Source organism: Rhodococcus sp. 05-340-2 (genome assembly GCF_002258915.1).
Taxonomy (GTDB): Bacteria; Actinomycetota; Actinomycetes; order Mycobacteriales; family Mycobacteriaceae; genus Rhodococcoides.
The window spans coordinates 71532-93967 of the sequence record NZ_NOYU01000026.1 but is presented as its reverse complement, the minus strand read 5'-3'; the positions used below and the strand labels follow the sequence as shown (position 1 = coordinate 93967).

At 65.6% G+C, this 22436-nt stretch carries 22 protein-coding genes; 15 read left to right on the top strand and 7 right to left on the bottom strand.

All coding sequences use genetic code 11. The features are described 5' to 3' along the window. The first annotated feature begins 72 nt into the window (after positions 1–72). The 7 genes from CH271_RS14540 (at position 73) to CH271_RS14510 (ending at position 9397) form a co-directional block, all read left to right on the top strand. Positions 73–771 (top strand): FadR/GntR family transcriptional regulator, encoded by a 699-nt coding sequence (locus CH271_RS14540; RefSeq protein WP_094634050.1) that lies wholly within the window; start codon positions 73–75, stop codon positions 769–771. Positions 772–955: 184 nt separating this feature from the next. Continuing rightward, positions 956–2116, top strand: a complete 1161-nt coding sequence (locus CH271_RS14535; protein ID WP_094634049.1) for an acyl-CoA dehydrogenase family protein — start codon at positions 956–958, stop codon at positions 2114–2116. A gap of 36 nt (positions 2117–2152) precedes the next feature. Then, a complete protein-coding gene (locus CH271_RS14530; RefSeq protein ID WP_094634048.1) occupies positions 2153–3361 on the top strand; it encodes an acetyl-CoA C-acetyltransferase in 1209 nt (402 codons plus the stop codon). 35 nt (positions 3362–3396) lie between these two features. Continuing rightward, positions 3397–5571 (top strand): 3-hydroxyacyl-CoA dehydrogenase NAD-binding domain-containing protein, encoded by a 2175-nt coding sequence (locus CH271_RS14525; RefSeq protein WP_094634112.1) that lies wholly within the window; start codon positions 3397–3399, stop codon positions 5569–5571. A 28-nt stretch (positions 5572–5599) separates the two neighbouring features. Next, positions 5600–6229: a TetR/AcrR family transcriptional regulator gene (locus CH271_RS14520; protein WP_037187367.1), complete on the top strand. Its 630-nt coding sequence runs from the start codon at positions 5600–5602 to the stop codon at positions 6227–6229. 133 nt (positions 6230–6362) lie between these two features. Next, complete coding sequence (locus CH271_RS14515) at positions 6363–7910, top strand: acyl-CoA synthetase (protein ID WP_094634047.1); 1548 nt, start codon at positions 6363–6365, stop codon at positions 7908–7910. Continuing rightward, positions 7907–9397: an aldehyde dehydrogenase family protein gene (locus CH271_RS14510; RefSeq protein ID WP_094634046.1), complete on the top strand. Its 1491-nt coding sequence runs from the start codon at positions 7907–7909 to the stop codon at positions 9395–9397. The genes CH271_RS14515 and CH271_RS14510 overlap by 4 nt, the downstream gene beginning before the upstream one ends. A 4-nt stretch (positions 9398–9401) precedes the next feature. Here CH271_RS14510 and CH271_RS14505 read toward each other — a convergent pair whose 3' ends face one another. Genes CH271_RS14505 through CH271_RS14485 form a run of 5 tightly spaced genes read right to left on the bottom strand, consistent with a single transcriptional unit; the run spans position 9402 to position 14087 of the window. Beyond that, entirely contained in the window at positions 9402–10601 is a 1200-nt protein-coding gene (locus tag CH271_RS14505) for an MFS transporter (protein WP_094634045.1), read from the bottom strand. A 3-nt stretch (positions 10602–10604) separates the two neighbouring features. Continuing rightward, positions 10605–11267, bottom strand: a complete 663-nt coding sequence (locus CH271_RS14500; protein WP_094634044.1) for a class II aldolase/adducin family protein — start codon at positions 11265–11267, stop codon at positions 10605–10607. Then, complete coding sequence (locus tag CH271_RS14495; protein WP_037187356.1) at positions 11267–12202, bottom strand: carbohydrate kinase family protein; 936 nt, start codon at positions 12200–12202, stop codon at positions 11267–11269. Before CH271_RS14495 ends, CH271_RS14500 begins: the two co-directional genes overlap by 1 nt. Beyond that, on the bottom strand, positions 12199–12678 hold the full coding sequence (locus tag CH271_RS14490) for an SRPBCC family protein (protein ID WP_037187354.1): 480 nt from the start codon (positions 12676–12678) through the stop codon (positions 12199–12201). Before CH271_RS14490 ends, CH271_RS14495 begins: the two co-directional genes overlap by 4 nt. Continuing rightward, the gene (locus tag CH271_RS14485) at positions 12660–14087 is read right to left on the bottom strand and encodes a flavin monoamine oxidase family protein (RefSeq protein WP_094634043.1); all 1428 of its coding nucleotides are present in this window, start codon (positions 14085–14087) and stop codon (positions 12660–12662) included. Before CH271_RS14485 ends, CH271_RS14490 begins: the two co-directional genes overlap by 19 nt. Positions 14088–14225: 138 nt before the next feature. Here CH271_RS14485 and CH271_RS14480 point away from each other — a divergent pair, with 138 nt between their 5' ends. From CH271_RS14480 to CH271_RS14465, 4 genes are all read left to right on the top strand, one after another. Then, positions 14226–14837 carry a TetR/AcrR family transcriptional regulator gene (locus CH271_RS14480; protein WP_082323467.1) on the top strand — a complete coding sequence of 204 codons (612 nt, stop codon included), beginning with the start codon at positions 14226–14228 and terminating at the stop codon, positions 14835–14837. A gap of 476 nt (positions 14838–15313) precedes the next feature. Then, positions 15314–15733 (top strand): hypothetical protein, encoded by a 420-nt coding sequence (locus CH271_RS14475; protein ID WP_141216999.1) that lies wholly within the window; start codon positions 15314–15316, stop codon positions 15731–15733. A gap of 133 nt (positions 15734–15866) precedes the next feature. Next, entirely contained in the window at positions 15867–16001 is a 135-nt protein-coding gene (locus tag CH271_RS29320; protein ID WP_255138846.1) for a hypothetical protein, read from the top strand. A 304-nt stretch (positions 16002–16305) separates the two neighbouring features. After that, positions 16306–16551 carry a hypothetical protein gene (locus CH271_RS14465; protein ID WP_037187347.1) on the top strand — a complete coding sequence of 82 codons (246 nt, stop codon included), beginning with the start codon at positions 16306–16308 and terminating at the stop codon, positions 16549–16551. 52 nt (positions 16552–16603) lie between these two features. Here CH271_RS14465 and CH271_RS14460 read toward each other — a convergent pair whose 3' ends face one another. Continuing rightward, positions 16604–17188, bottom strand: a complete 585-nt coding sequence (locus CH271_RS14460; RefSeq protein ID WP_037187345.1) for a TetR/AcrR family transcriptional regulator — start codon at positions 17186–17188, stop codon at positions 16604–16606. Between the two features lie 111 nt (positions 17189–17299). On the opposite strand from CH271_RS14460, the gene CH271_RS14455 reads away from it, so the two are divergent. From CH271_RS14455 to CH271_RS14440, 4 genes are read left to right on the top strand one after another with little or no spacing between them, the layout of a single operon-like run. Next, on the top strand, positions 17300–18214 hold the full coding sequence (locus CH271_RS14455) for a metal-dependent hydrolase (RefSeq protein WP_094634040.1): 915 nt from the start codon (positions 17300–17302) through the stop codon (positions 18212–18214). Then, the gene (locus CH271_RS14450) at positions 18211–19329 is read left to right on the top strand and encodes a PDR/VanB family oxidoreductase (RefSeq protein ID WP_094634039.1); all 1119 of its coding nucleotides are present in this window, start codon (positions 18211–18213) and stop codon (positions 19327–19329) included. The genes CH271_RS14455 and CH271_RS14450 overlap by 4 nt, the downstream gene beginning before the upstream one ends. 17 nt (positions 19330–19346) lie before the next feature. Continuing rightward, on the top strand, positions 19347–20876 hold the full coding sequence (locus CH271_RS14445; RefSeq protein ID WP_037187340.1) for a flavin-containing monooxygenase: 1530 nt from the start codon (positions 19347–19349) through the stop codon (positions 20874–20876). Next, complete coding sequence (locus CH271_RS14440) at positions 20873–21706, top strand: SDR family NAD(P)-dependent oxidoreductase (RefSeq protein WP_094634038.1); 834 nt, start codon at positions 20873–20875, stop codon at positions 21704–21706. The genes CH271_RS14445 and CH271_RS14440 overlap by 4 nt, the downstream gene beginning before the upstream one ends. Before the next feature lie 23 nt (positions 21707–21729). Here the strand turns inward: CH271_RS14440 and CH271_RS14435 are convergent, their stop codons facing one another. Next, the gene (locus tag CH271_RS14435) at positions 21730–22383 is read right to left on the bottom strand and encodes a TetR/AcrR family transcriptional regulator (RefSeq protein WP_094634037.1); all 654 of its coding nucleotides are present in this window, start codon (positions 22381–22383) and stop codon (positions 21730–21732) included. Positions 22384–22436 lie beyond the last annotated feature (53 nt).

The following is a 22436-nucleotide window of genomic DNA, read 5'->3' as shown; positions in this document are numbered from 1 at the left end:
CAATGTGTCCGCCGTTACCTTGACCTGGACGGCTAGGGTGAAGGCCCAGAGGAACAGAGAGCGAGTGACACAGTGGCTGAGCAAATTCGCCCCGTGACCCGACCGCGGCTGTACGAGGTCATCGTCGAACAGCTGTGCAAGCACATCGCCGACCGCGAGATGAACCCTGGCGATCGACTCCCGCCGGAGCGTGAGCTGGCCGGCCACCTCGGGGTCAGCCGAGCATCCCTGAGCCAGGCCCTCGTCGCCCTCGAAGTGCAGGGCATCCTGTCGGTCCGGCACGGCGACGGCGCAGTGCTCGTGCGACGACCCGTAGGAGACATGGCGATTCGCGCTCTGCGCGAGCACGCAGACCGGCTACCCGAGGTGATCGAGGCCCGCGAGGCACTCGAGGTGAAACTCGCCGAACTGGCCGCGACGCGTCGCAGCGACGACGAAATGGCGGCGATCGACCACGCCGTATCCGTGATGGCCACCGAGATCACCGACGGCAATCGAGGCGACTCGGGCGACGAGTTGTTCCATCACGCGATCACCGAGGCGGCGCACTCACCGTTGCTCGCCAGGCTCATGGGGGAAATCGCCGGCCTCATTCGCGAGACGCGCATCGAATCACTGTCGCAGTCCAACCGCCCTCAGGCCTCGCTCGAGCATCATCGACGCATCGCCGAGGCCGTGCGCAGGCAGGATCCGGCCGAGGCCGGACGGGCGATGGCCGACCACATCCGACTCGTCTCGGACGTGGCGCTACTGCGCTCGGTCGACAGCTAGAGAACTCGAGAAGCGACCGCCCGCCGAGCTCGAAGGCAGGGACGAATTCGGGCCCGAATTCGTCCACAACTTCGAGTTGGGCAGGGTGGAGAGCACCATTGGTTGACATCCACGGCACCGTCGCGCCATCATTATTGGCACAGCGCCAATAAACCACGGTTGCGCTTCGAGCCAAGGACCCACCATGACTGCACTCGCAGACCGCACCAGTGACGACCTCGCCACCGAGCTCGCCGACGTGCGACAGCTCGCCCGAGGATTCTTCGAGAAGGAGGTCGCGCCGCACCGCGAGGAATTTGCGGCAGCCGGGCGCCCCAGCCGCGAGGTCTACCGAACCGCAGGCAGCCTCGGACTGCTCGGCATGTCGGTACCCGAGCAATACGGCGGAGGCGGCGGCGACTTCCGCCACGAGGCGGTGCTGTTCGAGGAGCAGGTGCGCTCCGGCGACTCGGCCATGCAGCTCGGCGTGCACAGCGGCATCGTTCCGCACTACCTCCTGGCCTACGCCTCCGAGGAGAAGAAGCAGCAGTGGCTGCCGAAGCTGTGCTCGGGAGAGTGGATCGGTGCCATCGCCATGACCGAACCGGGCACCGGCTCGGATCTACAGGGCATCACCACCCGCGCGGTGCGTGACGGCGACGACTACGTCGTGACCGGCGGAAAGACGTTCATCTCCAACGGAGCTCACTGCGATCTGATCATCATCGCCGCCAAGACCGATCCGTCCGCGGGGGCCCGGGGACTGTCACTGCTCGTCGCCGAGGTCTCCGACGACACCGCAGGTTTCCACCGCGGACGCGTGCTGCACAAGATCGGCCAGAAGGGCCAGGACACAGCCGAACTCACCTTCGACGGGCTCCGCATCCCCGCCGCGAACCTGCTGGGCGAAGCAGAAGGTCGCGGCTTCGCGCAGTTGATGCAGCAACTCCCCCAGGAACGCCTGATCTGCGGCATCGCCGCCGCCGCGATGATCGATGCCGCCGTCGCGCAGACCGTCGAATACACGAAGTCGCGCAGCGCTTTCAGCAAGACACTGTTCGATCTGCAGAACACCAAATTCGAGCTCGCCGAATGTGCAACGATCGGCCGCGTCGTCCGCACCTTCGTCGACGACGCAATGGCACAGCACATCTCGGGCAGCCTCGACGTCACCACGGCAGCAATGGTCAAGTACTGGACCACCGACCGACAGTTCGAGGTGGTCGACCGTTGCCTGCAGCTCTTCGGTGGCTACGGCTACATGGAGGAATACCCCATCGCCCGCATGTTCGTCGACGGCCGCATCGCGCGCATCTACGCCGGTGCCAACGAAGTCATGAAAGACCTCATCTCCCGCTCCCTGTAGAACTCGGCAATCTTGTTGCCCCAGAAAGGCACCACCATGGAGGCGTTCCTCTACGACGCAGTGCGCAGCCCACGTGGCCGCGGTAAGAGCTCCGGCTCACTGCACACCATCAAACCGGTCGATCTGGCTGCGAACACGTTGTCCACGTTGCTCTCTCGACACTCGCAGCTCGATCCGGCCCTGATCGACGACGTCGTACTCGGAGTCGTGACCCCCGTCGGCGATCAAGGCTGCGATATCGCCCGAACCGTTGCGATGGTTGCCGGCCTGCCGGACAGTGTCGCCGGCGTTCAGCTCAACCACTTCTGCGGATCGGGATTGGAGGCCGTCAACACTGCGGCGCAACGTGTTCGGTCCGGATGGGATCAGCTCATCGTCGCCGGTGGCGTCGAATCGATGTCTCGTGTCCCACTCGGAGCGGACGGCGGCGCATGGCCGTGCGACCCGCTGACCAACTACGGCAGCTACTTCGTTCCGCAGGGAGTCAGTGCGGACCTCATCGCAACGATCGAAGGGTTCGACCGCGCCGAGGTCGACGCCTTCGCAGTGCGCAGTCAGCAGCGCGCGGCGCACGCCTGGTCGATGGGCCACTTCGAGAAGTCGGTCATCCCGGTCTTCGACGCGAACGGCCGGCTGATGCTCGATCACGACGAAATCATGCGACCCGAGACGACCACGGCCGATCTCGCTGCACTGAAGCCGTCGTTCGCCCGGATGGGCACGCTCGCCGGGTTCGACGCCGTCGCGATGCAGAAGTACACCGAGGTCGAGCGCATCGATCACGTCCACCACGCAGGCAACTCGTCCGGCATCGTCGACGGCACCGCGATGGTTCTGATCGGCTCCGAAGAGGCCGGTCGCGCAGGCGGATTGACTCCACGCGGACGCGTGGTGGCCGGTGTCGTCGCCGGATCGGATCCAACGCTGATGCTCACCGGTCCGGTTCCGGCCACGCACAAGGTGCTGGCCGCGGCGGGGCTCACTCTCGACGACATCGCGGTGTTCGAGGTCAACGAGGCATTCGCTTCGGTAGTGCTCAATTACGCGAAGAAGCTGGACATCGACCACGAGCGCATCAACGTCAACGGTGGCGCGATCGCCATGGGCCACCCACTGGGCGCAACGGGCGCGATGCTCACCGGAATGGCCCTCGACGAACTCGAGCGCCGGGGTGAGCGCTACGCACTGATCACGCTCTGCATCGGTGCCGGAATGGGCGTCGCCACCATCATCGAGCGCCTGTGACCATCACGAGAGAGAACAACGACCCGAGGACCTCGATGACCACTGCAACTGCTCTGCAGACTTCCACGATCACCGGCGAGATCGGCACCGACCGCGTACTCGTGCTGACGATCGACGACCCGACGCAGTCCACCAACACGATGAACACCGCGTTCGGCGAATCGCTCGGACAGACCGTCGACTGGCTCGAAGCCAACGTCGATGACTACGACGGCATCATCGTCACCTCGGGGAAGGATTCGTTTTTCTCCGGTGGCGACCTCGAACTGCTGCGCGACGCAGGACCCAACGACCACAAGGCCATTGCCGACGCCCTCGACTTCACCAAGGACAAGTTTCGCCGGCTCGAGACGCTGGGCAAGCCCGTGGTGGCTGCGCTCGGCGGCACCGCACTCGGCGGCGGCTTCGAGATCGCGCTGGCGTGCCATCATCGAATCGCGCTGAGCAGAAACAATTCTCGATTCGGACTACCCGAGGTGACGCTCGGTCTACTACCCGGCACCGGCGGCGTCACCCGAACGGTTCGAATGTTCGGCATCGTCGAGGCTCTGACGCAGGTGGTGGGCCAGGGCCAGCGGTATCGGCCGGCGCAGGCCCTCGAACTCGGCCTCGTCGACGAGGTCGTCGACACCCACGAGCAGATGATGGCGAACGCACGTGCCTGGATAGTCGCCAATCCCGACGCGCTACAGCCCTGGGACAGGAAAGGATTCAAGATCCCCGGCGGCACCGCGGCCTCACCCGCATTGGCTGCGCAGCTGCCTGCCTTCGCGGCAACGGTACGCAAGCAGGTCAAGGGTGCACCGATGCCCGCTCCGATCGCGGTGGTTGCTGCGGCCGTGGAAGGGTCGGTGCTCGACTTCGAGTCGGCATCGCTGGTGGAAACCCGGCATTGCACCTCGCTCGCCTGCGGAGCGGTCTCGGGCAATCTGATCCAATCGATGTTCTTCGACCTCGGATCGATCAACAAGGGTGGCTCTCGTCCGAGCGCCGAACCGCACCGGGTACCCGAGAAGGTGCTGGTGATCGGTGCGGGAATGATGGGTGCAGCCATCGCCTACGTCGTCGCCTCGGCCGGGGTTCCCGTTGTGCTGCGCGATGTCTCGATGGAATCCGCCGAACGCGGTAAGGATTACGCGCGTTCGATTCTCGGCAAGGCCGTCGCAAAGGGACGCAAGACCCAGGCCGACGCCGATGCGGTGCTCGCGCTCATCACGCCCAGTTCCGACGCGGCCGATGCCGAGGGTTGCGATCTGGTCGTCGAGGCCGTGTTCGAGGATCCCGCCGTCAAGCAGAGTGCTTTCGAGGCGGTCGACAAGTATCTGACCGCCGACGCACTGCTGTGCTCGAACACCTCGACCCTGCCCATCACCGAACTGTCGGCGGGAGTCTCGCGCACCTCGGACTTCATCGGCACGCACTTCTTCTCCCCGGTGGACAAGATTCCGTTGGTGGAAATCGTTGTGGGAGAACACACCAGCGACTCCGCGCTGGCCCGCGCGTTCGACTTCGTTCGCTTGATCGGCAAGACTCCGATCGTCGTCGGAGACAGTCACGGCTTCTTCACCACCCGCGTCATCGGCCGGTTCATGGACGAGGCGATATCGCTGGTCGCCGAGGGCGTGCATCCGGCCACCGTCGAACAGGCGGCTCTCCAGGCCGGCTACCCGTCCGGTGCGCTGGCCCTGATGGACGAGATTTCGTTGACCCTGTCTCGGCACATCCGCGAGGGCATGGCCGAGGCCGCGCGCGCCGACGGTCGACCGTGGATCGTCTCGAACTCGTACGCCCTGGTCGATCGCCTGGTCGACGAGTTCGACCGCCCCGGCCGCAAGGCCGGGCGTGGCTTCTACGAGTACGCCGAGGACGGCACCAAGGCCGGATTGTGGCCGGGTCTGGTGGAGCACTATCACCGCCCTGATCACGGAATTCCGTTCGAGGACATGATGGATCGCATGCTGGTCGCGCAGTCGCTCGACTCGATCGCGTGCCTCGACGAAGGTGTCCTGCGGACCGTCGCCGACGCGAACATCGGCTCCATCCTCGGCATCGGCTACCCCGCGTGGACCGGTGGTGTGCTGCAGTTCGTCAATCAGTTCGACGGCGGCCTTCAGGGATTCGTCGAGCGGGCCGACCGACTGCGGGCACGGTACGGCGATCGGTTCGTCGTACCGAGGTCACTGCGCTCACGCACCGAGCGGTACCTCTGACGACTGGCGGAGTCGGTTCGGTGCAATCATGACAACCATGCCGGCTGCAAGTACACCCAAGTGGAATCGACTGGAACCGGACGAGCGACGAACGCAGATTCTGGCGAGCGCTGTTCGCTTGTTCGGTGACAAGCCCTACGCCGAGGTGTCGATGTCGGACGTCGCTGCCTCGGCCGGCGTCGCCCGCGGGCTCATTCACCACTACATCGGCAGCAAACGCGATCTGTACCTCGAGAGCGTTCGCTTCCTGGTCACCGTGCCGCCGATCGAAGACGTGCATCTGCCCACGGGCTCGCTCGAGGAGCGGGCCCGTGGCAGTGTGCACTGGCTGGTGGGGGTGATCGAGACACACGGCGCGGCGTGGGTGTCGGTGGCGAGCGGATCGGGCGTCGACGAGCAGGTGGCGGGCATTCTCGACGAGGCCGACGATCTTGCTGCCGAACGCGTGCTCGACGCAACGGCATTCGAGGGCCGAGGCGGTGACCGGCGAGTTGCGACCTCTGCGGTCCGTGCGTTCGGCGGCATGGTCAAGGCGGCGGGCCGCGAATGGTTGGTGCGCGGCACTCTGACGCGCGAACAGGTCGAGATTCTGTTGACCGATGTGCTCGTCACCGTCCTCGGTACGGTGCGCTCCCTGGACGACGCCCGAGACCGTTAGCCAGACAATCCATTTCGCCGATCCATTCGAGTGGTAACCGCACATATCGCCTATTGACACAGTGCCAATAAGGTGGAACTGTGACGGTGTTCACCTCGGGCACCCTCGCCCCCTCTCGTACAAGGGACTCGCCATGTATCTCACTCAAGGCCTCCACCGCTCCGCGGCAACCACTCCGAACCGGGCAGCAACGGTGATCGGCGATCGCGTTCGTACCTTCGCCGAACAGATCGACAGAGTGGCAAGACTGGCGGCAGGCCTGCACTCCATCGGCGTGGAGTCCGGCGATCGAGTTGCGATGCTGGCGTTCAACAGCGACCGGTACTCGGAGTACCTGCTCGCGGTGCCGTGGGCCGACGCCGTGCTCAACCCCGTGAACATCCGGTGGTCGCCCGTGGAGGTCGCGTACGCCCTCAACGACTCCGACACCAAGGTCCTGATGGTCGACGACACCTTCGGCGCCATGGTCCCGGCACTGCGCCCCGCATGCGCCGGCCTGCAGACCATCGTCTACTGCGGGGACGGAGCCACCCCCGAGGGCATGGTCTCGTACGAGGACCTGATCTCTTCCCACGATCCGATTCCCGACGCGCGACGCAGTGGCGACGCCCTTGCCGGCCTGTTCTACACCGGTGGCACCACCGGCTTCCCCAAGGGTGTCATGCTCTCGCACGCGAACCTCGTCACCTCGGGCCTGGGAACGGTGGCGACCGGACAGCTGCTCGACGACGCATCGATCCTGCTCCATGCCGCACCGATGTTCCACCTCGCCGATCTGGCCGCATGGGTGGGTCAGGTCATGCTCGGCGGCACCCACGTCATGGTTCCGTTCTTCGAGCCGACCGCCGTCCTCGGCGCGATCGCGAAGCACGCCATCACCGATGTGCTGCTGGTACCGACGATGATTCAGCTTCTCGTCGACCACCCCACGTTGAGCGAGTTCGACACCTCCTCGCTGAGCCGCGTGCTGTACGGAGGATCCCCGATCTCCGCGGGCGTCCTCGAGCGCACCCTCGCCCGGCTCCCGCAGGCCCGCCTCACTCAGGCATACGGCATGACCGAGCTCGCACCCGTCGCGTCGCTGCTCTGGCCGGAACACCATGTGGGAGAACGCATCGGCTCGGCCGGTCGCGCGGCCCCGCACTCGGAGATCCAGATTCTCGGCCCCGACGACGAGCAGTTGGCCACCGGATCCGTCGGCGAGATCTGTGTTCGCGGTGGACACGTGATGCTGGGCTACTGGAACAAGCCGGACGAGACCGCCGCGGCCGTTCGCGACGGTTGGATGCACACCGGCGATGTGGGCTACCTCGACGCCGACGGGTTCCTGTTCGTGGTCGATCGACTCAAGGACATGATCATCACCGGTGGCGAGAACGTCTACAGCGCCGAGGTCGAAAGCGCGCTGAGCCTGCACCCCTCGGTGCTGGCCTGCGCCGTGATCGGTGTTCCCGACGGCGAATGGGGCGAGCGCGTCCACGCCTGTGTCGTACTGGCCGAGGGCACCTCGCCGAGTGTCGAAGAGCTTCGTGATCACACCCGCAGCTACGTTGCCGGATACAAGACTCCGCGCACCATCGAGTTCGTCACCGCACTGCCCATGAGCGGTGCGGGCAAGATCCTCAAGCGCGAACTGCGGGACGCGCACGTTGCGAAGGACGCGCTCGGAGCTTCCCTGTGACCAGCCAGGTCGAGGCACGAGCCACCTTCGATTCGATCTCCCCGATCGACGACGGCCCGGTCGCCTCGTTCGCCGTCGATTCGGCCGAGTCCGTCGCGCGAACGGTCGGCCTGGCGCGGAGGGCGCAGCGCACCTGGGCGGCACTACCACCGCGTACTCGCGCCCGGCACCTGCGGGCATGGCGACACCAAATCTGGAGTCACCGCGCCGAATTCATCGATCTGATTCACCGCGAGAACGGCAAGCCCGCCGACGATGCACTGCTCGAGATCGTACTGACCCTCGAACACATCGCGTGGGCGGAAAAGCAAGCACCACGGCTCATGCGGTCGCGTCGAGTCGACCCCGGGTTGTTGCTCGCGAACTACTCCGCTCACGTGGAGAAGGTGGCGCTCGGCGTCGTGGGCGTCATCGGTCCGTGGAACTACCCGCTCTATGCACCCAACAGTGCGATCGGTTCGGCTCTGGCCGCAGGGAACTGCGTGGTGTTCAAGCCGAGCGAGTACACCCCCGCGGTGGCGGCTCGATACGTGCGCGCCTTCCACGAGGCCAATCCGTCTCTGCCACTGGGCATTCTGTCTCTGGTGACCGGGTACGGCGAGACCGGTGCCGCGCTGTGCCGCTCGGGTGTGGACAAGATCGCGTTCACGGGCTCGACGAGAACCGGCTCGAAGATCATGGCCACGTGCGCCGAGACGCTCACACCGGTGGTCGTGGAATGCGGCGGCAAGGATCCGGTGATCATCGCGGCCGACGCCGACATCGCCGCAGCAGCCGAGGCAGTGGCCTGGGGTGCTTTCACCAACAGCGGCCAGACGTGCGTCGGAGTCGAGCGGGTGTACGTCGAGCGCAGCGTCGCAGCACAATTCACCGGAGCGCTCGTGCAGCACGCACGTGCCATCGCGCCCGGTAGCGACGCGTCGGCCACCTACGGACCGATGACGATGCCCAGTCAGATCGACATCGTCCGACGCCATATCGCCGACGCCGAGGCGGCCGGTGGCCGAGCACTGATCGGCGGACTGTCCTCGATCGGCGAGCGATTCGTCGGACCCACCGTGTTGGTGGACACGCCCGAGAACTGCTCGGCCGTCCGCGAGGAAACGTTCGGCCCCACGGTCACCGTCCGTGAGGTCGACAGCATCGACGAGGCGATCGAGCTGAGCAACGATCATCGGTACGCTCTCGGCGCATCGGTGTTCTCCCGCTCGCACGGCAAAGAGATTGCGGCGCAGCTGGTGTGCGGTCAGGTCACCGTCAACTCGGTGATCGCGTTCGCGGGAATGGGATCGGTTCCGATGGGCGGCGTCGGTGCCAGCGGCTTCGGTCGGGTACACGGAGACGAGGGGTTCGCAGAATTCTGCCGCACGCACAGCCGCGTCACGAAACTCTTCGACATCCCCGGATTCGAGTTGGTCACGCTCCAACGCCGACGGTGGGTCATGCCGCTGATCGACCGAGTGCTGGGGCTGCGTCACCGCCGCTGAGCGATCAGCGCACCGATTTCACCTGCCATGTCACCGCTGCCCCGAGTGCGGCCAGTACCCCCACTGCCGCGAACAGCGCCGGGTACCCACCGACGGTGGAGAGGAACACGCTCGCGAGCAGCGGAGCCATGGCAGGTGGAACGATCGCCCCGATGTTCATCACACCGAGATCGGTCGCCCGACTGTCGGCGGACGGCAGAACCCCGGTCACCAGTGCCTGATCGACGGCCATGTACGCGCCGAATCCGCCGCCCAGCAACGCAGCCGAGACGAACGTCGCGTCCATCGTGGGATGTACCGCCAGGACGAAGCCGGCAACGGCCTGCATCGATGCCGCGACCGCCACGAAGATCTTTCGGCGACGCATCCGGTCCGACAACGGACCGAAGGTGAACGTGCACACCACACAGGCGATCAAATAGACGACGGTGACCTCGAGCAGCGATGCCGTCGGATCGGCGACTCGAAGGCCGTCGGTGAGGAAGAACAGCAAGTAGCAGGTGCCGAGCGAGTTGGCCACGTTGACCAGCATTCGACCGCCGAAGGCCCACGCGAAATCGCGGTGACGCAACGAATCGAGCAGCGAGGCCACGATGCTGCGCAGGCTCAACAACGCTGTCGACGAATCGGTTTCGCGATACGACAGTAGAAACGGTACCGCGCAGATCACCAAGGCGATCGCCACGGCGAGGTACCCGCCCAGCACCGACAGAGCGAGCGTGGACACCAGGGCCAGGCCCGCCACCACGCCCAGTGCCTGCGGCGCATAGATCGCACTCGACACCGTGCCACGCTGCTCGTCCGGCACGCGGTCGGCCACCACGGCCGTCAACCCTGCTGTTGCAGCACTCAATCCGAGCATCGCCACCGACCACGCCGTCCCGATTCCGAGGACGGTGTTCTGCAGCCCGGTGACCACCAACGCACCGGCGAAGAACAGGACACCGCCGCCGAACCACACGCGCCGCCGCCCCAACCTGCTGCGCGTGCGATCGCACAGCGATCCGCACACAGGCAGACCGATCAGCAGCACCACGGCGGAGACCGCGTTGATCACGGCGAAGTCGAACACCTTCGATTGCGGATCGATCTCCTGCAATCGCTCGGGTAGAAGCAGCTGCAGTGGAACCAGATCGGCCATCCAATAGCCCAGCCACGCCACCGAAAACACGGCAATCCAGAGCGGACGCACCCGGGTGGTCATCGGTCAGTCTCTTCGCACGGGTGCTGCTGTTCCGTATGCACGGCGCACCACCTCGTCGAGGGTCGCCGCCAGCTGCGCGTTGTCGAGGGTGCGTGGGTTCGCCACCGACGCAGCGGAAAGATAGACCCCGCAGAGCCATTCGAGCAGCTCGATGTTCGACAGCGCGGCCCCGAGATCGTGACCGGTGGCGACCGAGCCGTGGTGGGCCATGATCACCGCCGACCTCGAGCGCATGGCCGTCACCACCGCGTCGGCGAGCTCGGCCGTACCGAACGGCGCGAACGGCACCACCGGGACCCTGCCGCCGAGGGCCAGCTGCGCGTAGTGCACGGGCGGCAGTTCGTCCACGACGAGCGAAAGCGCAACGGCCGCAGAAGAATGTGCATGCACCACCGCCCGAACCTCGGACGACGCGTAGATGCCGAGGTGCAGGCCCAGTTCCGAGGTCGGTTCGTACGCACCGGCGCGCACGACTGCGTCCAGACCGACGACCGTGACATCCTCGATCGTGGCGTCCGCCAACACCAGCCCGGTCGCCGTCACCGCCACCACATCACCCGCGCGTGCGCTGACATTGCCTGCCGTACCGAGAACCAGGCCCCGTCGGCCCAGGTGCCGGGCGGTCTGGGCGACGGACTGCCGTAGCTCGTCCACGTCGGTCGGCATCAGATGGTCCTGCAGGTACGCGCGAACTTCCGAACGAAATCGAGGTCGTACGTGCCGAAGTCGGTTCCGAGGCCCTGCGCCACCTGCGCGGCGGTCGCATTGCCCAGTTCGGCCGACTCGACGACGCTCATACTCAGGGACAGGCCACGAACGAACCCGGCCGAGAAAGCATCTCCGCATCCGCTGGTGTCCACCACGTCCACGGAATACGCGGGGACCTCGACGGCTCCGTCGGTAGTGACGACGAGAGTGGGCGACGCCCCCGCGGTGGCCACCACGCAGGACGCTCCGAGCTCGAGCAGCCGACGACACCCGTCTTCGACAGTGCCGCAACCGGTCCAGCCGAGGACCTGCTCGTCGTTGGGCAGCAGGTAGTCGACGTGGGGCAGCGCGGCGGCGAACGCACCGAGTCCTTCCGGAACGGACGGTGCCAGGCTGTCCACCGTGACGACGACGCCGTCCTCGTGCGCACGGCGTGCGATGTCGCATGCGGTGTCCGGTCCGAAGAACTCGGGCCCGCCGAGATGCAGGAAGTCGACGTTGTGAAACATGTTCCACGGAACATGCTGAGCCAGATGACCGTTGGCTCCGATCACGTGCAGAGCAGGCCGAGATCCGTCCGGCCTGATCGGCAACACCGACGCCGAGGTCTGCACCCCGTCCAGGCGATGAACGAGGGAGACGTCCACTCCGTCGTCGGCGAGGAGCTGCAGTAGAAACGCACCTGCCGAATCACCGCCGACGACTCCCGCGGTGTGGACCGCGGCCCCCAGTCGGGACAGCACCAGCGCCGTTCCCGCGGCTGTGCCCGCGGCCGACATCGCGATCTGCTCCGCCAGGACCGCCGCCTGACCGTCGGGAATCTCGGTCACCGGCCGCACCAGAGTGTCGAGTATGTGCACCCCGAGGGTGAGGACTTCCGCCGGTTCTCTCATCGGATCGTCGCGGTTCGCTCGGAGAGGATCAGCGCCTCCAGGTTGCACATCGAGACGTCGAATCGTGCGGACATCCCGGCGGTCGCGATGGGCCGTACAAGACGTCCCAGCCAGCGCGGGGAGACGTCGAACCAGAACTCGAAGGTCATCGCGGTGGAGGTCCCACCGCTCAGCGGCGCGAAGCGAAAGACGTTCGCCACGTTTGTGAGTGGCGCAAATCCCTGGCCCGAATCGATTCGCAGGCGGTTCGGTTCCAGATGCCGCACGGTCCACGTGGCGTGAGTGGTGAAGCGTCCGAGCGCCGCCACTTCCTCGGTGTACACACCACCTGATCGTGCGGTGCCGTGATGAGCGGTGACGGCACGGACGTCGGACACCCATTCCGCGTAGCGGCCGGTGTCACCGGTCAGTGCCCAGACCTCTTCCGGACTGACCGAGAGTGTGCGATGAGCCGAGACTACGAAGCGTTGTTCCACGAGAGTTCTCCTTCGGTCGAAAGTATTTCTGCTGCTGCCTTTTCACCCGATCGCACGGCGCCGTCCATGTATCCGTTCCAATAGTCGGAGTGCTCGGCACCGGCCCATCGCACTCGTCCGAACGGAACGTCGCGCCACCGTCCGAGCCCGGTCAACACTCCGGGGGTCAACACCGCGGTCGGCCCGCCGCGCGTCCACTGTTCGTCGGTCCAGTCCAGTTCGATCCACTCCGTCGGTTCGAGTGCGCGCGGACCCACCACCGAGGCGAAAGCACGCAGCACCTCACCGCGGCGCTCGGATTCGTTGCCCTCGGACCAGTTTCGGCCACCTCGATGGCGCGCGCCCCAGGTGCCGACGAATCCCATCAGCACTCCGTGGCTTCCGTCAGGAGGTGAGTTGTCGAACATCGAGGACACCGGTACGTCGCTGTCGCGAAAGAGCGCCTGGCCGGAGAGCCCGCTCGTACGCCAGAACGGTTCGGGATACACGGCCTCACACTTGGCCAATCCGCCGAAGTTCATCCGCTGGAACAGTGCTTCCTGAGGCGCGGGCAGCGCAGGGCTCCAGTCGATTCGGGCGGCCAGGACGGGCGGGATCGCAACGACCACCGATCGGGCCACCCACGATTCGGTATCGCTGTGCACCACCACGCGATCCGGATACTGCTCCACGCGGCGCACGGGGGTCTCGAGGCGGACCGAATCACCGAGTCGCGAGGCCATTTCGATGCAGATCGCCTGTGAGCCACCGAGGAATCGCCACTGCTGCGCTCCACCGGCGACACTCATCAACCGGTCGACGGTGCCGGGGGTGTACTCGTTGCCCGCCCCGGCGATGTACGCCAGGCCGAAAAGCGCCGACACGTCGGCGGATGTGCCACCGAACACCGAACCGAGCAGAATGTCGAGCAGTTCCACGCCGCCGTCGGTGGCCGAGTGCCTCCGAGCCCAGGTGGCGAGGGTCTGCGTGTCCCATTCGGTCGCACGCGGTGCCGACCACGGTCTGCCCACGGGGATCTGCCCGGCGGCCCGATCGATTCGCGCCACCAGCATCCCGACGTCAGGAAGTGCTGCCAGGTCCGGCGGCACACCGCCGTCGAAGCGTCGGGCGCGTCCGTTCTTGACGTAGATGCTCGATCCGATGTCGTACGCGGGGAACGTCCCGACGCCCACCGACGCGGCCAGGCGGAGGATGTGGTCCTGTGTCGGACCGACGAACTGTCCGCCGGTCTCGACCACCGCGTTCTCACCGAGTGCGTGATTGACCGTCCGCCCGCCCACCCGGTCTCTGGCCTCGAGGACCTGGACGGTCAACCCTGCCGCCGCCAGTTCCCTGGCGGCGGTCAGACCCGCGAGTCCTGCGCCGACGACCACTACGTCCACACGCGATGCTTCCGGAATGTCGGTCATGGGTGCTCCTTTTCGGGGCTGTTCGATGTAGCGGCGACAGTAGCTCAATATTGGCCACTAGGCCAGGATTGACCGAAAGCGCCTGCTGAAGAGCACTGCGATGGGGGTATACGACCGCGCCCCGGCTACGTTGTATCGATGACCGAAGAGCGCCGAAAGACTCGATACGCACGTGGCCAGGAGCGCCGCGACGCGCTGGTCGACGCTGCCATCGGCGTGATCGGAACGCGTGGACTCGAACGTGTCTCGTTTCGGTCCGTGGCCGACGCCGCCGGCTTTCCGCCGTCGACCACCAGCTATTTCTTCGGCTCGGTCGGCGAACTCATCGATGCCGCGATCACTCGAATCGCCGAGAACGTGACAGCGAAAGTGACGGCTCTACTCGACGTCGCGCACACCGGCGGGCTCACTCGCGACGATCTCGCCGACGCGATCATGGACCTCGTCTCGCTGCTGTCCTCTCCCGAGGACGACGACTCCCTCGTCCAGTTCGAGGCATACCTCGCCGTGCGTAGACGACCCGAGCTGGCGGATTCGGTGCACCGAATCATGCGGATGATCGAGGAGGCAGCCGAGGCGGCTCTGGGGGCATTCGGTATCGCGGAACCACATCTACCGGCTCGGCATTTCCTGGCCCTGATCGACGGCTACACCCTGCACGAGATCGCCAGACCGACACCGGGTGGCAATCGAACGGCGTTGCGTGACGCACTGTTTCGGGTTCTCGACTCGTACGATCGGGCACCCTGATTCCAGTCCGCGTTGCTACGGATGAATGTCGAACACCAAAATCGCGACACGCTCGTCTACCCAAGACATAAACCAGCTATGCCCGAGCTATCAACAGCTTCGACATGATCCCGGTACCTGAATCCAGCACGGAACACCCGACGGCACGACGGTCCCGGCATGGAGAGTGGCCCCGTGCCCATTCCGTGACCATGACCTCCATCACATCCGTGTTCCACGACGTTTGCGCAGGTGAGCCGGCCGATCGGCCCGCGTCGATGACGGTCGAACAGCCTCCCGTCCTACGCCGCGATGCGGGCGGGCATCCACGGCGTCGACGCGAACGCGCGAATGGTGATGTAACGTCCGGTCACACCAGCATCAGTTACTATTCAGCTAACTACTTGGAGCCGGAGGGGACATCAGCGCTATCGATGTCCCGGTTTCACCTCACCGGCCTCCAACCTCCCATTCACGTACTCAGTCAGGAGAATCCCATGACCGATACCCACCGCGTCACCGCAAGCTCCGTCGCCTTCCGGCGCTTCCGGCCGGTTGCAGCCGGTGCCGTGATCGCAGCAGCCACGATCGCAGGAGTCGGTGCGCTCGGGGCCGGCACCGCCGGGGCGGCGACACCGATCGTCGACACCGACGCGGGTTTTGCAGGAATCGTGCTCGACCGCGCCGAAACCCGACTCGCCGCCGAGACCAATGCCGGTGTGTTGATCAACCTCGCGCTCGGCGATTCCTGGACGGTCACCCTCCCCGACGATTCGATCTGGTACACCGGCGGATGGACACCGGTCACCGGAGATCAACTCTTCGACGAAGCCGCCGCCCGAAACGGTCAGGTCGCCCTCTACCTCACCGACCCCGCTCAGTATCAGAACCTGCTGTGGGTGATCTCCGGCTGGTGAACGCCGGACCGCGCAGACACTGCCGCCCAACAGAACCCGGCGCTGCACCCCGTCGTCGACGCCTCGCCGGTCGAACAGTCGGATTCGGTGCGTGCCCGCCGCGTTCATCGGTACTTCGGAAAGAGACAAACCCATGTACACCGTGCTCGTACCCGGCTTCATCGTGTCCGTGACCGTGCTCGCCCTTGCCATCCCCGCGCTCATCGTGGTCGAGACACTCGACGCCATCGCGACCTGCCGACGCAGTGCACCCGCGCCGGCACGGTGAGTTCCCACGGCTCTCGGCTCGGGCCGGGGCATGCATCGATCGCAGCGATCAGGCAACCTTCCTTGCTCTCGAGCTGCGCCCGAGGTGCTCGATCCTGTTCGATGCGTCCGCCTCGAGGGTGCGCGCGGGAGCGGACCGGTGCCCCGCAGGTGTCGGCGGTCGACAGCCGACTCGATGCTCGGCGGCGTCGACCCGCTTGCGCGGCCTGCACCTCGGTCCGCTGGGCGGGCACGAATGCGTCACACACCGTTTCGGGCCGTGCTCCGTGCACGCGGACGCGGGTGCTGTCTGATTCAATACCGACATGACTGCAACACGAAGTAACACACAAATCAGTCACAAAGTTGGTGACACAGTCCGAATTCGACGCGACGCCGGTATCAGCGAAGGAAAGCTCGTCGAGGACTTCGCGGACTCACTGATGTCCGATGCGGATCTCGGGCGAGATTGGGCGCAACCACGCCGGTGGGCTGTCGCACTCGCTACGGGTGTGCTCGTATTCGTGGACGACAGCGATCTTCTCGAGGGCGACGCCGTCGATACACCGTGACATGGATGGCCGCGAATGAGCCGGAAGGTGCTCTGGGTGACTTCGCGTCGAATCAGGAGCCGCGGTGGCTATCGCCCACGAGCAACGGCACGATGTTGCGGTGCGCGAACGCGAGCAGATCGTCGTAGGTATCGAGCGGAGCGGCGGCCGACGGCGTCAACAGGATCGAATGAACTACGCGCACAACAATTTCCGGCGCATCCGGTACGGCAAACGTGTCGGATTCCAGTTCGCCCCTTGCGATGTGCGCGGCGGCGTTGATCGCGGGCGCGAGCAAGGCCGATGCATTCGTGGTCAATTGCTCGAGCACCAACGAACTCTCGGAATCGAACATCTTCAGCAGCACGGGGTTCGTCCGCACCGAGTCGATGGTCGTCGCGAATCCGTGCGCGGCCCGATCGGCTCGTGACGCCTGCTGCGAGGCAGCTGCCGCCACCGCCACGAACAGTCGCGACGACTCCCGCGCCATGACGGCCCGCACCAGGTCGTCCTTGGACCCGATCCGACGATAGACGGTCACTCGATTGATTCTGGCGCGCTTGGCGACGTCACCGATGGTGGTTCGAGGGATTCCGACCTCACCGAACAGCTCCAAGGCGGCATCGAGAATCGGCCCGTCGTCACCATCTGGATGCATCGTTCGATCCTATCGGTCGTCCGGCCAGTGTCATGCAACATTGCAACACAAGTTGTTGCTATGTAGCATCCGTGTCAGCAGCATCACCATCTCGGAGAAACGGAGTTGCGAATGTCTCGGAACAAGGCGGTCGACTCGAACGAGCAGTACACGGACGAGTCCTACGCGATAGTGGCGCGTGCGGTGACATTCGACTGGTCCGGCGTTCCACTCCAGTACATCCCCCACGAGTGGTACGCCACCCACTTCTGGAACGTGATGCACCTGGTCCTGCCCGAGGGAGAACGAGCGATGGCGGACGTGTTCGCCCAGGCGCTGCCGTTCATCGACGACCGTCGACTGCACGAGGAGGTCGTGGGATTCGTGGGCCAGGAAGCAACGCACGCGTCCTCCCACGAGAGCTTCCGCAACTACCTCGTCGCACACGGAGTGGACATCGAACCGATCCTGCAACGCATTCGCTTCGCCGTGGGTGTGGTGTTCGGCGACCACGGCCTCACCGGCCGCGCCGGCAAAGCCTGGCTGGACGAACGCCTCGGAATTTATGCTGCAGCAGAGCATTTCACCGCCGTGGTAGGCGAGTGGCTGCTCGACAACACGGAATTCGACCGCATCGGCGTCGACCCCACGATGCTGGATCTGCTGCGCTGGCACGGCGCGGAAGAGCTCGAGCACCGCAACGTGGCATTCGACGCGTTCCAATACGTCGACGGTGGCGGATTCCGCCGTGCCCGAACAGCAGTCGTCGCCAGTGCCGGATTGGCCGTGCTGTGGTTCAGCACCGCCGCGTACCTGTACAAGAACTCGGTTGCCACGCCGCGCACCGGACGACGCCGAATGCGCACCCCCTGGCCCCTCGCCTTCGCACGCGCGTCACGCAAGAATCTCATTCCCGGTCTGTCGTTCCTGTTCGTACAGCTCGCCCTCTACATCCGTCCGGGCTTCCACCCCTCGAAGATGGGCGACATCGACAAAGCAGTGCAGTACCTCGCCATCTCCCCCGCAGCCCTGGCGGCCCAGCAATGACAGACACAACCGTGGTGACCACTCCCACCCACAGTCATCTGGGCGAGGTCACCGTGACCGCGCCCGGACTCGGACTGCGGGCCGTCGGTGCCGCGTCCCGCATCTACGCCAAACTCGTCACCGATTCGTCGATCGTGACGGCCCTGTCCCCCGCGCGGCCCCGCCGAAGCGTCGGATACGAATTCGAGACCGTCGTCGACGACACGATCGACGAGGCCGAGGACGTTCTCTCACTGTTGTTGTCTCGCAGAGACGGTGCGCAGCTTCCGACGTGGTTGCCCGGTGCGCACATCGACGTCACCACCCCGTCCGGTTCGGTGCGGCAGTACTCGCTCGCCGGTCGCCCCGGCGCAGGTGATCGCTACCGCATCAGCGTCCGCAAGATCCCCGGCGGCACGGCGTCCACCGAGATTCACACCCTCACCCGCGGCGATGTCCTACGAGTTCGCGGACCCCGCAACGCCTTTCCGATGGCCGAGGCCGAGCACTACCTCTTCGTGGCAGCCGGAATCGGCATCACACCCATCCGGGCGATGATCGAACGCGCCGTTCAGGACGGGGCGCGGTGGACGCTGTACTACCACGGTCGGTCTCGGGCAAGTCTGCCGTTCGTCGCCGTGCTGCAGCAGTTGGCACTGACCTCGCGTGGCCAGGTGATCGTCAAGACCGACGATGTCGACGGATTTCCGATACCGGCGGACATCGTCGATCTCGGGATGGGCAACTCCGCGATGTACGTCTGTGGGCCCGCGGCACTGTCGAGCAGGCTTCGCGCCGAGGCCCTCTCGAGTACCGCCGTTCGTGAGTTCCACACCGAATTGTTCGCGCCCGCACCGGTGGTCGACGGCACGCCGTTCGTCTTGCGGCTCGCTCGTTCCGGCGAGACCGTCGAGGTCGGTGCCCAGGAGACCGCTCTCGACGCCCTCCGTCGGTCGAGGCCGGACCAGCCCTATTCCTGCCGCCAGGGCTTCTGCGGAGCGTGCGTGGTCGGTCTCGTCGGCGGACGCGTCGATCACCGCGACCGCGTTCTCGATGCCTCCGAACGCGAGAAGTCGCTCACCCTGTGCGTCTCGCGTGGTGCCGTCGACGGCGAAGTCGTCGTCCTCGATCTGTAGAAGGAGCTCGAACTCTCATGACTGCAACACAATCCGGCACGGTTATGCCGCAGATCGACGTCGCTATCATCGGCGCGGGTTTCGGCGGTCTCGGTGCCGCAATCCGACTCGAGCAGGAAGGACGCGGCGACTTTCTGATCTTCGAGCGCGACACCGCCGTCGGTGGAACGTGGCACGTGAACACCTATCCCGGTGCGCAGTGCGACATCCCGTCCGCGCTGTACTCGTTCTCGTTCGCACCCAACCCGGACTGGACGCGGTTGTACCCGCTGCAGCCCGAGATCGAGGCGTACCTCAACGACTGCACCGACAAGTTCGGAATCCGGGATCGTATCCGCTTCGGTCACGAGGTACTGGACGCAACCTGGAACGACGAGCAGGCCCGATGGGTGGTGCGGACGAGTGCAGGAACGTGGTCGGCGCGCATCCTCATCGGAGCTCTCGGTCCGTTCAGCGAGCCGGCCACGCCCGAGATCGACGGCCTGGAATCGTTCTCGGGCAGTGTGTTCCACTCGGCGAAGTGGAACCACGAGCACTCCGCCGAGGGGCGACGCATCGCCGTCATCGGCACCGGAGCATCTGCGGTGCAGTTCGTTCCGCGTCTGGCCCCCGAGGCCGCACACCTGACGCTGTTCCAGCGGACACCGACATGGATTCTTCCGCACCCCGACCGGCCGATCTCCGAATCCGGCAGATCCGTGCTCAGGAAGTACCCCCTGGCCCAGCGCGCCATGCGCCGCGTGTTCGATCTGTTCCAGGAAGCGTTGGTCCCCGGACTCATCGGCCATCGCTCGTTGCTGGCACCGCTCACGGCCATGGGACGTGCCCACCTGCGTCGCCAGGTGAAGGATCCTGTTCTTCGCGAGAAACTCACGCCCGGTTACGAATTCGGTTGCAAGCGACCTACCTTCTCGAACAAGTTCTATCCCGCACTGTGCCGAGAGAACGTCACCGTGGAGACCACCGGCATCGCTCGGATCGTGCCCGAGGGCATCGTCACCACCGACGGGACCGTGCACGAGGTGGACGCGATCGTCCTCGGGACGGGATTCACCGTCTCGGGCCACACCGGCTTCAGGCGCATCGTCGGCCGCGACGGAAAGTCGTTGGCAGACAGGTGGCCCGACGGCGAGATGTCGTCGTACCGGGGTACCACGGTGCACGGCTTCCCGAACTTCTTCATGCTGCTCGGCCCCAACTCGGTGGTGTACACCTCACAGGTGGTCACCATCGAGGCGCAGGTGAACTACATTCTCGCGGCGTTGCGCGCCATGGACTCCAACGCGATCACCGCGCTCGAGGTGAGCATGCGTGCGCAGTCGACGTTCGCCGAACACACCGACCGCAAGCTCGCGGGTTCGGTGTGGAACTCGGGCGGGTGCAAAAGCTACTACCTGAGCCCGTCGGGCCGAAACGTGACGTACTGGCCCGGTTCGGTGCGTGACTTCACTCAGCGGATGGCCACGATCGAACTCGGCCACTACCACTGGCGCAGTGCAGATGTGCGTCCCGATACCGAACTCGTGACGTCCGAGGACCTCGCATGAAGAACCGTATGGAACTGGCCGGAAAAGTGGCGTTGGTGACCGGTGGAGCGCGTGGAATCGGAGCCGCAACGGTAGCGGAATTGGTATCCGCCGGAGCCTCGGTGGCAGTGGTGGATCGAGATTTTCCGCCGGACGCCGCGAGTTCCGAACGGATCCTGCTGCTCACCGGCGACGTCACCGATCCCGACGCGATGGCAGACTGCGTCGCCGCGACGGTGAGCACGTTGGGCGGTCTCGACATCGTGATCGCCAACGCCGGCATCACACCACCGCCCGCCACCATCAGGACCGTCGACCGCGCGGTCTTCGACTCGGTGATGGCCGTGAACTTCGGCGGTGTGCTCAACATCGTGCGGGCTGCGGCCGACGAGATCGTCGCGAGCGGTGGCCACATTCTGCTGGTGTCGTCGTGCGCGGCATTCACTCCCGGCATGGGCGGGTCTGCCTACATGGTGAGCAAGGCGGCGGTCGAACAGCTCGGCCGCGCGCTGAGAATCGAACTCGCCGCCGTGGGCGCAACGGCGGGTCTCGCGTACTTCGGTGTGGTGGATACCGATCTGGCCCGCAACACCCTCGACAGCGATCCGATGGGCCGGCGGATCGGCGGATTCCTGCCGTGGCCGCTGAACCGGCGTCTGCCCTCGCAGCGCGCCGCGGAGTTGCTCGTGCACTCGGTCCGCACGCGTCGGGCCCGCCTCATCGCGCCGTCCACCTGGACGCCGTACTTCTGGTTCCGCGGAGTTCTCAACCCGATTCTGGAACGCAGACTCGTGAAGGACCGCGCGATCGCCGAGATCATCCGGGATCTGGAGAGGACACACGCCCGCTGAGTCTCGCCTGCCTGCGCTGACTGCTAGTCGTTGTCGCCGTCCACGCTCGGTACGTCACTCATGGGCGGTAGCGATCGCGCGCACAGGTCCTGTGCATCGGTGTCGGATACTCCGAGGGCGAGCAGAACGCCGTAGGCCATCCGGTCGACGGACTCGACGTCGCTGCGCTCGGGCTGCTCGAGCAGTAGCTGACCCATGCCCAGCAGTGCGCCCGCGACCAACGCCAGCGACAGCTGGATGTCCGGGACGCGGAAGTAGCCGGCAACGACTCCGGCCTCGATGTCTCGCGCGGCGCGCGGACCGAGTCCGTGTTGTGAGGTGATCAGTTCCGGACCGGAATGGATGAGCACGCGGCTCAGTTCCGGCTGCAGCCGGAACAGCCGGCCTGCGATTCGGAAGGACCGGGTGAAGGCTTCTGCCGGGTCGGCCGAGCTGTCGGTCAGCGAATCGAGATAGGTGCCCAGCAGTTCCAGGGCACCGTCGACTGCGGCCTGGAACAGCTGCTCGCGGCTGACGAAGTGGTTGTAGAAGGACCCCATCCCGACGTCGGCAGCCTGGGTGATCTCCGCGATCGGAGCATTCAGTTCGCCGCGAGCGATGAATCCTTGCGCAGCCGCGATCAGCGCGCCGCGCGTGCGCGCTTTACGCCGCTCTAGCCGATTCGGGGTCTCTGTCATGTTCCCTACTTCTGTCTGCGCTGGTCGACGCCCTGACCCTTCCTCACCGCTGA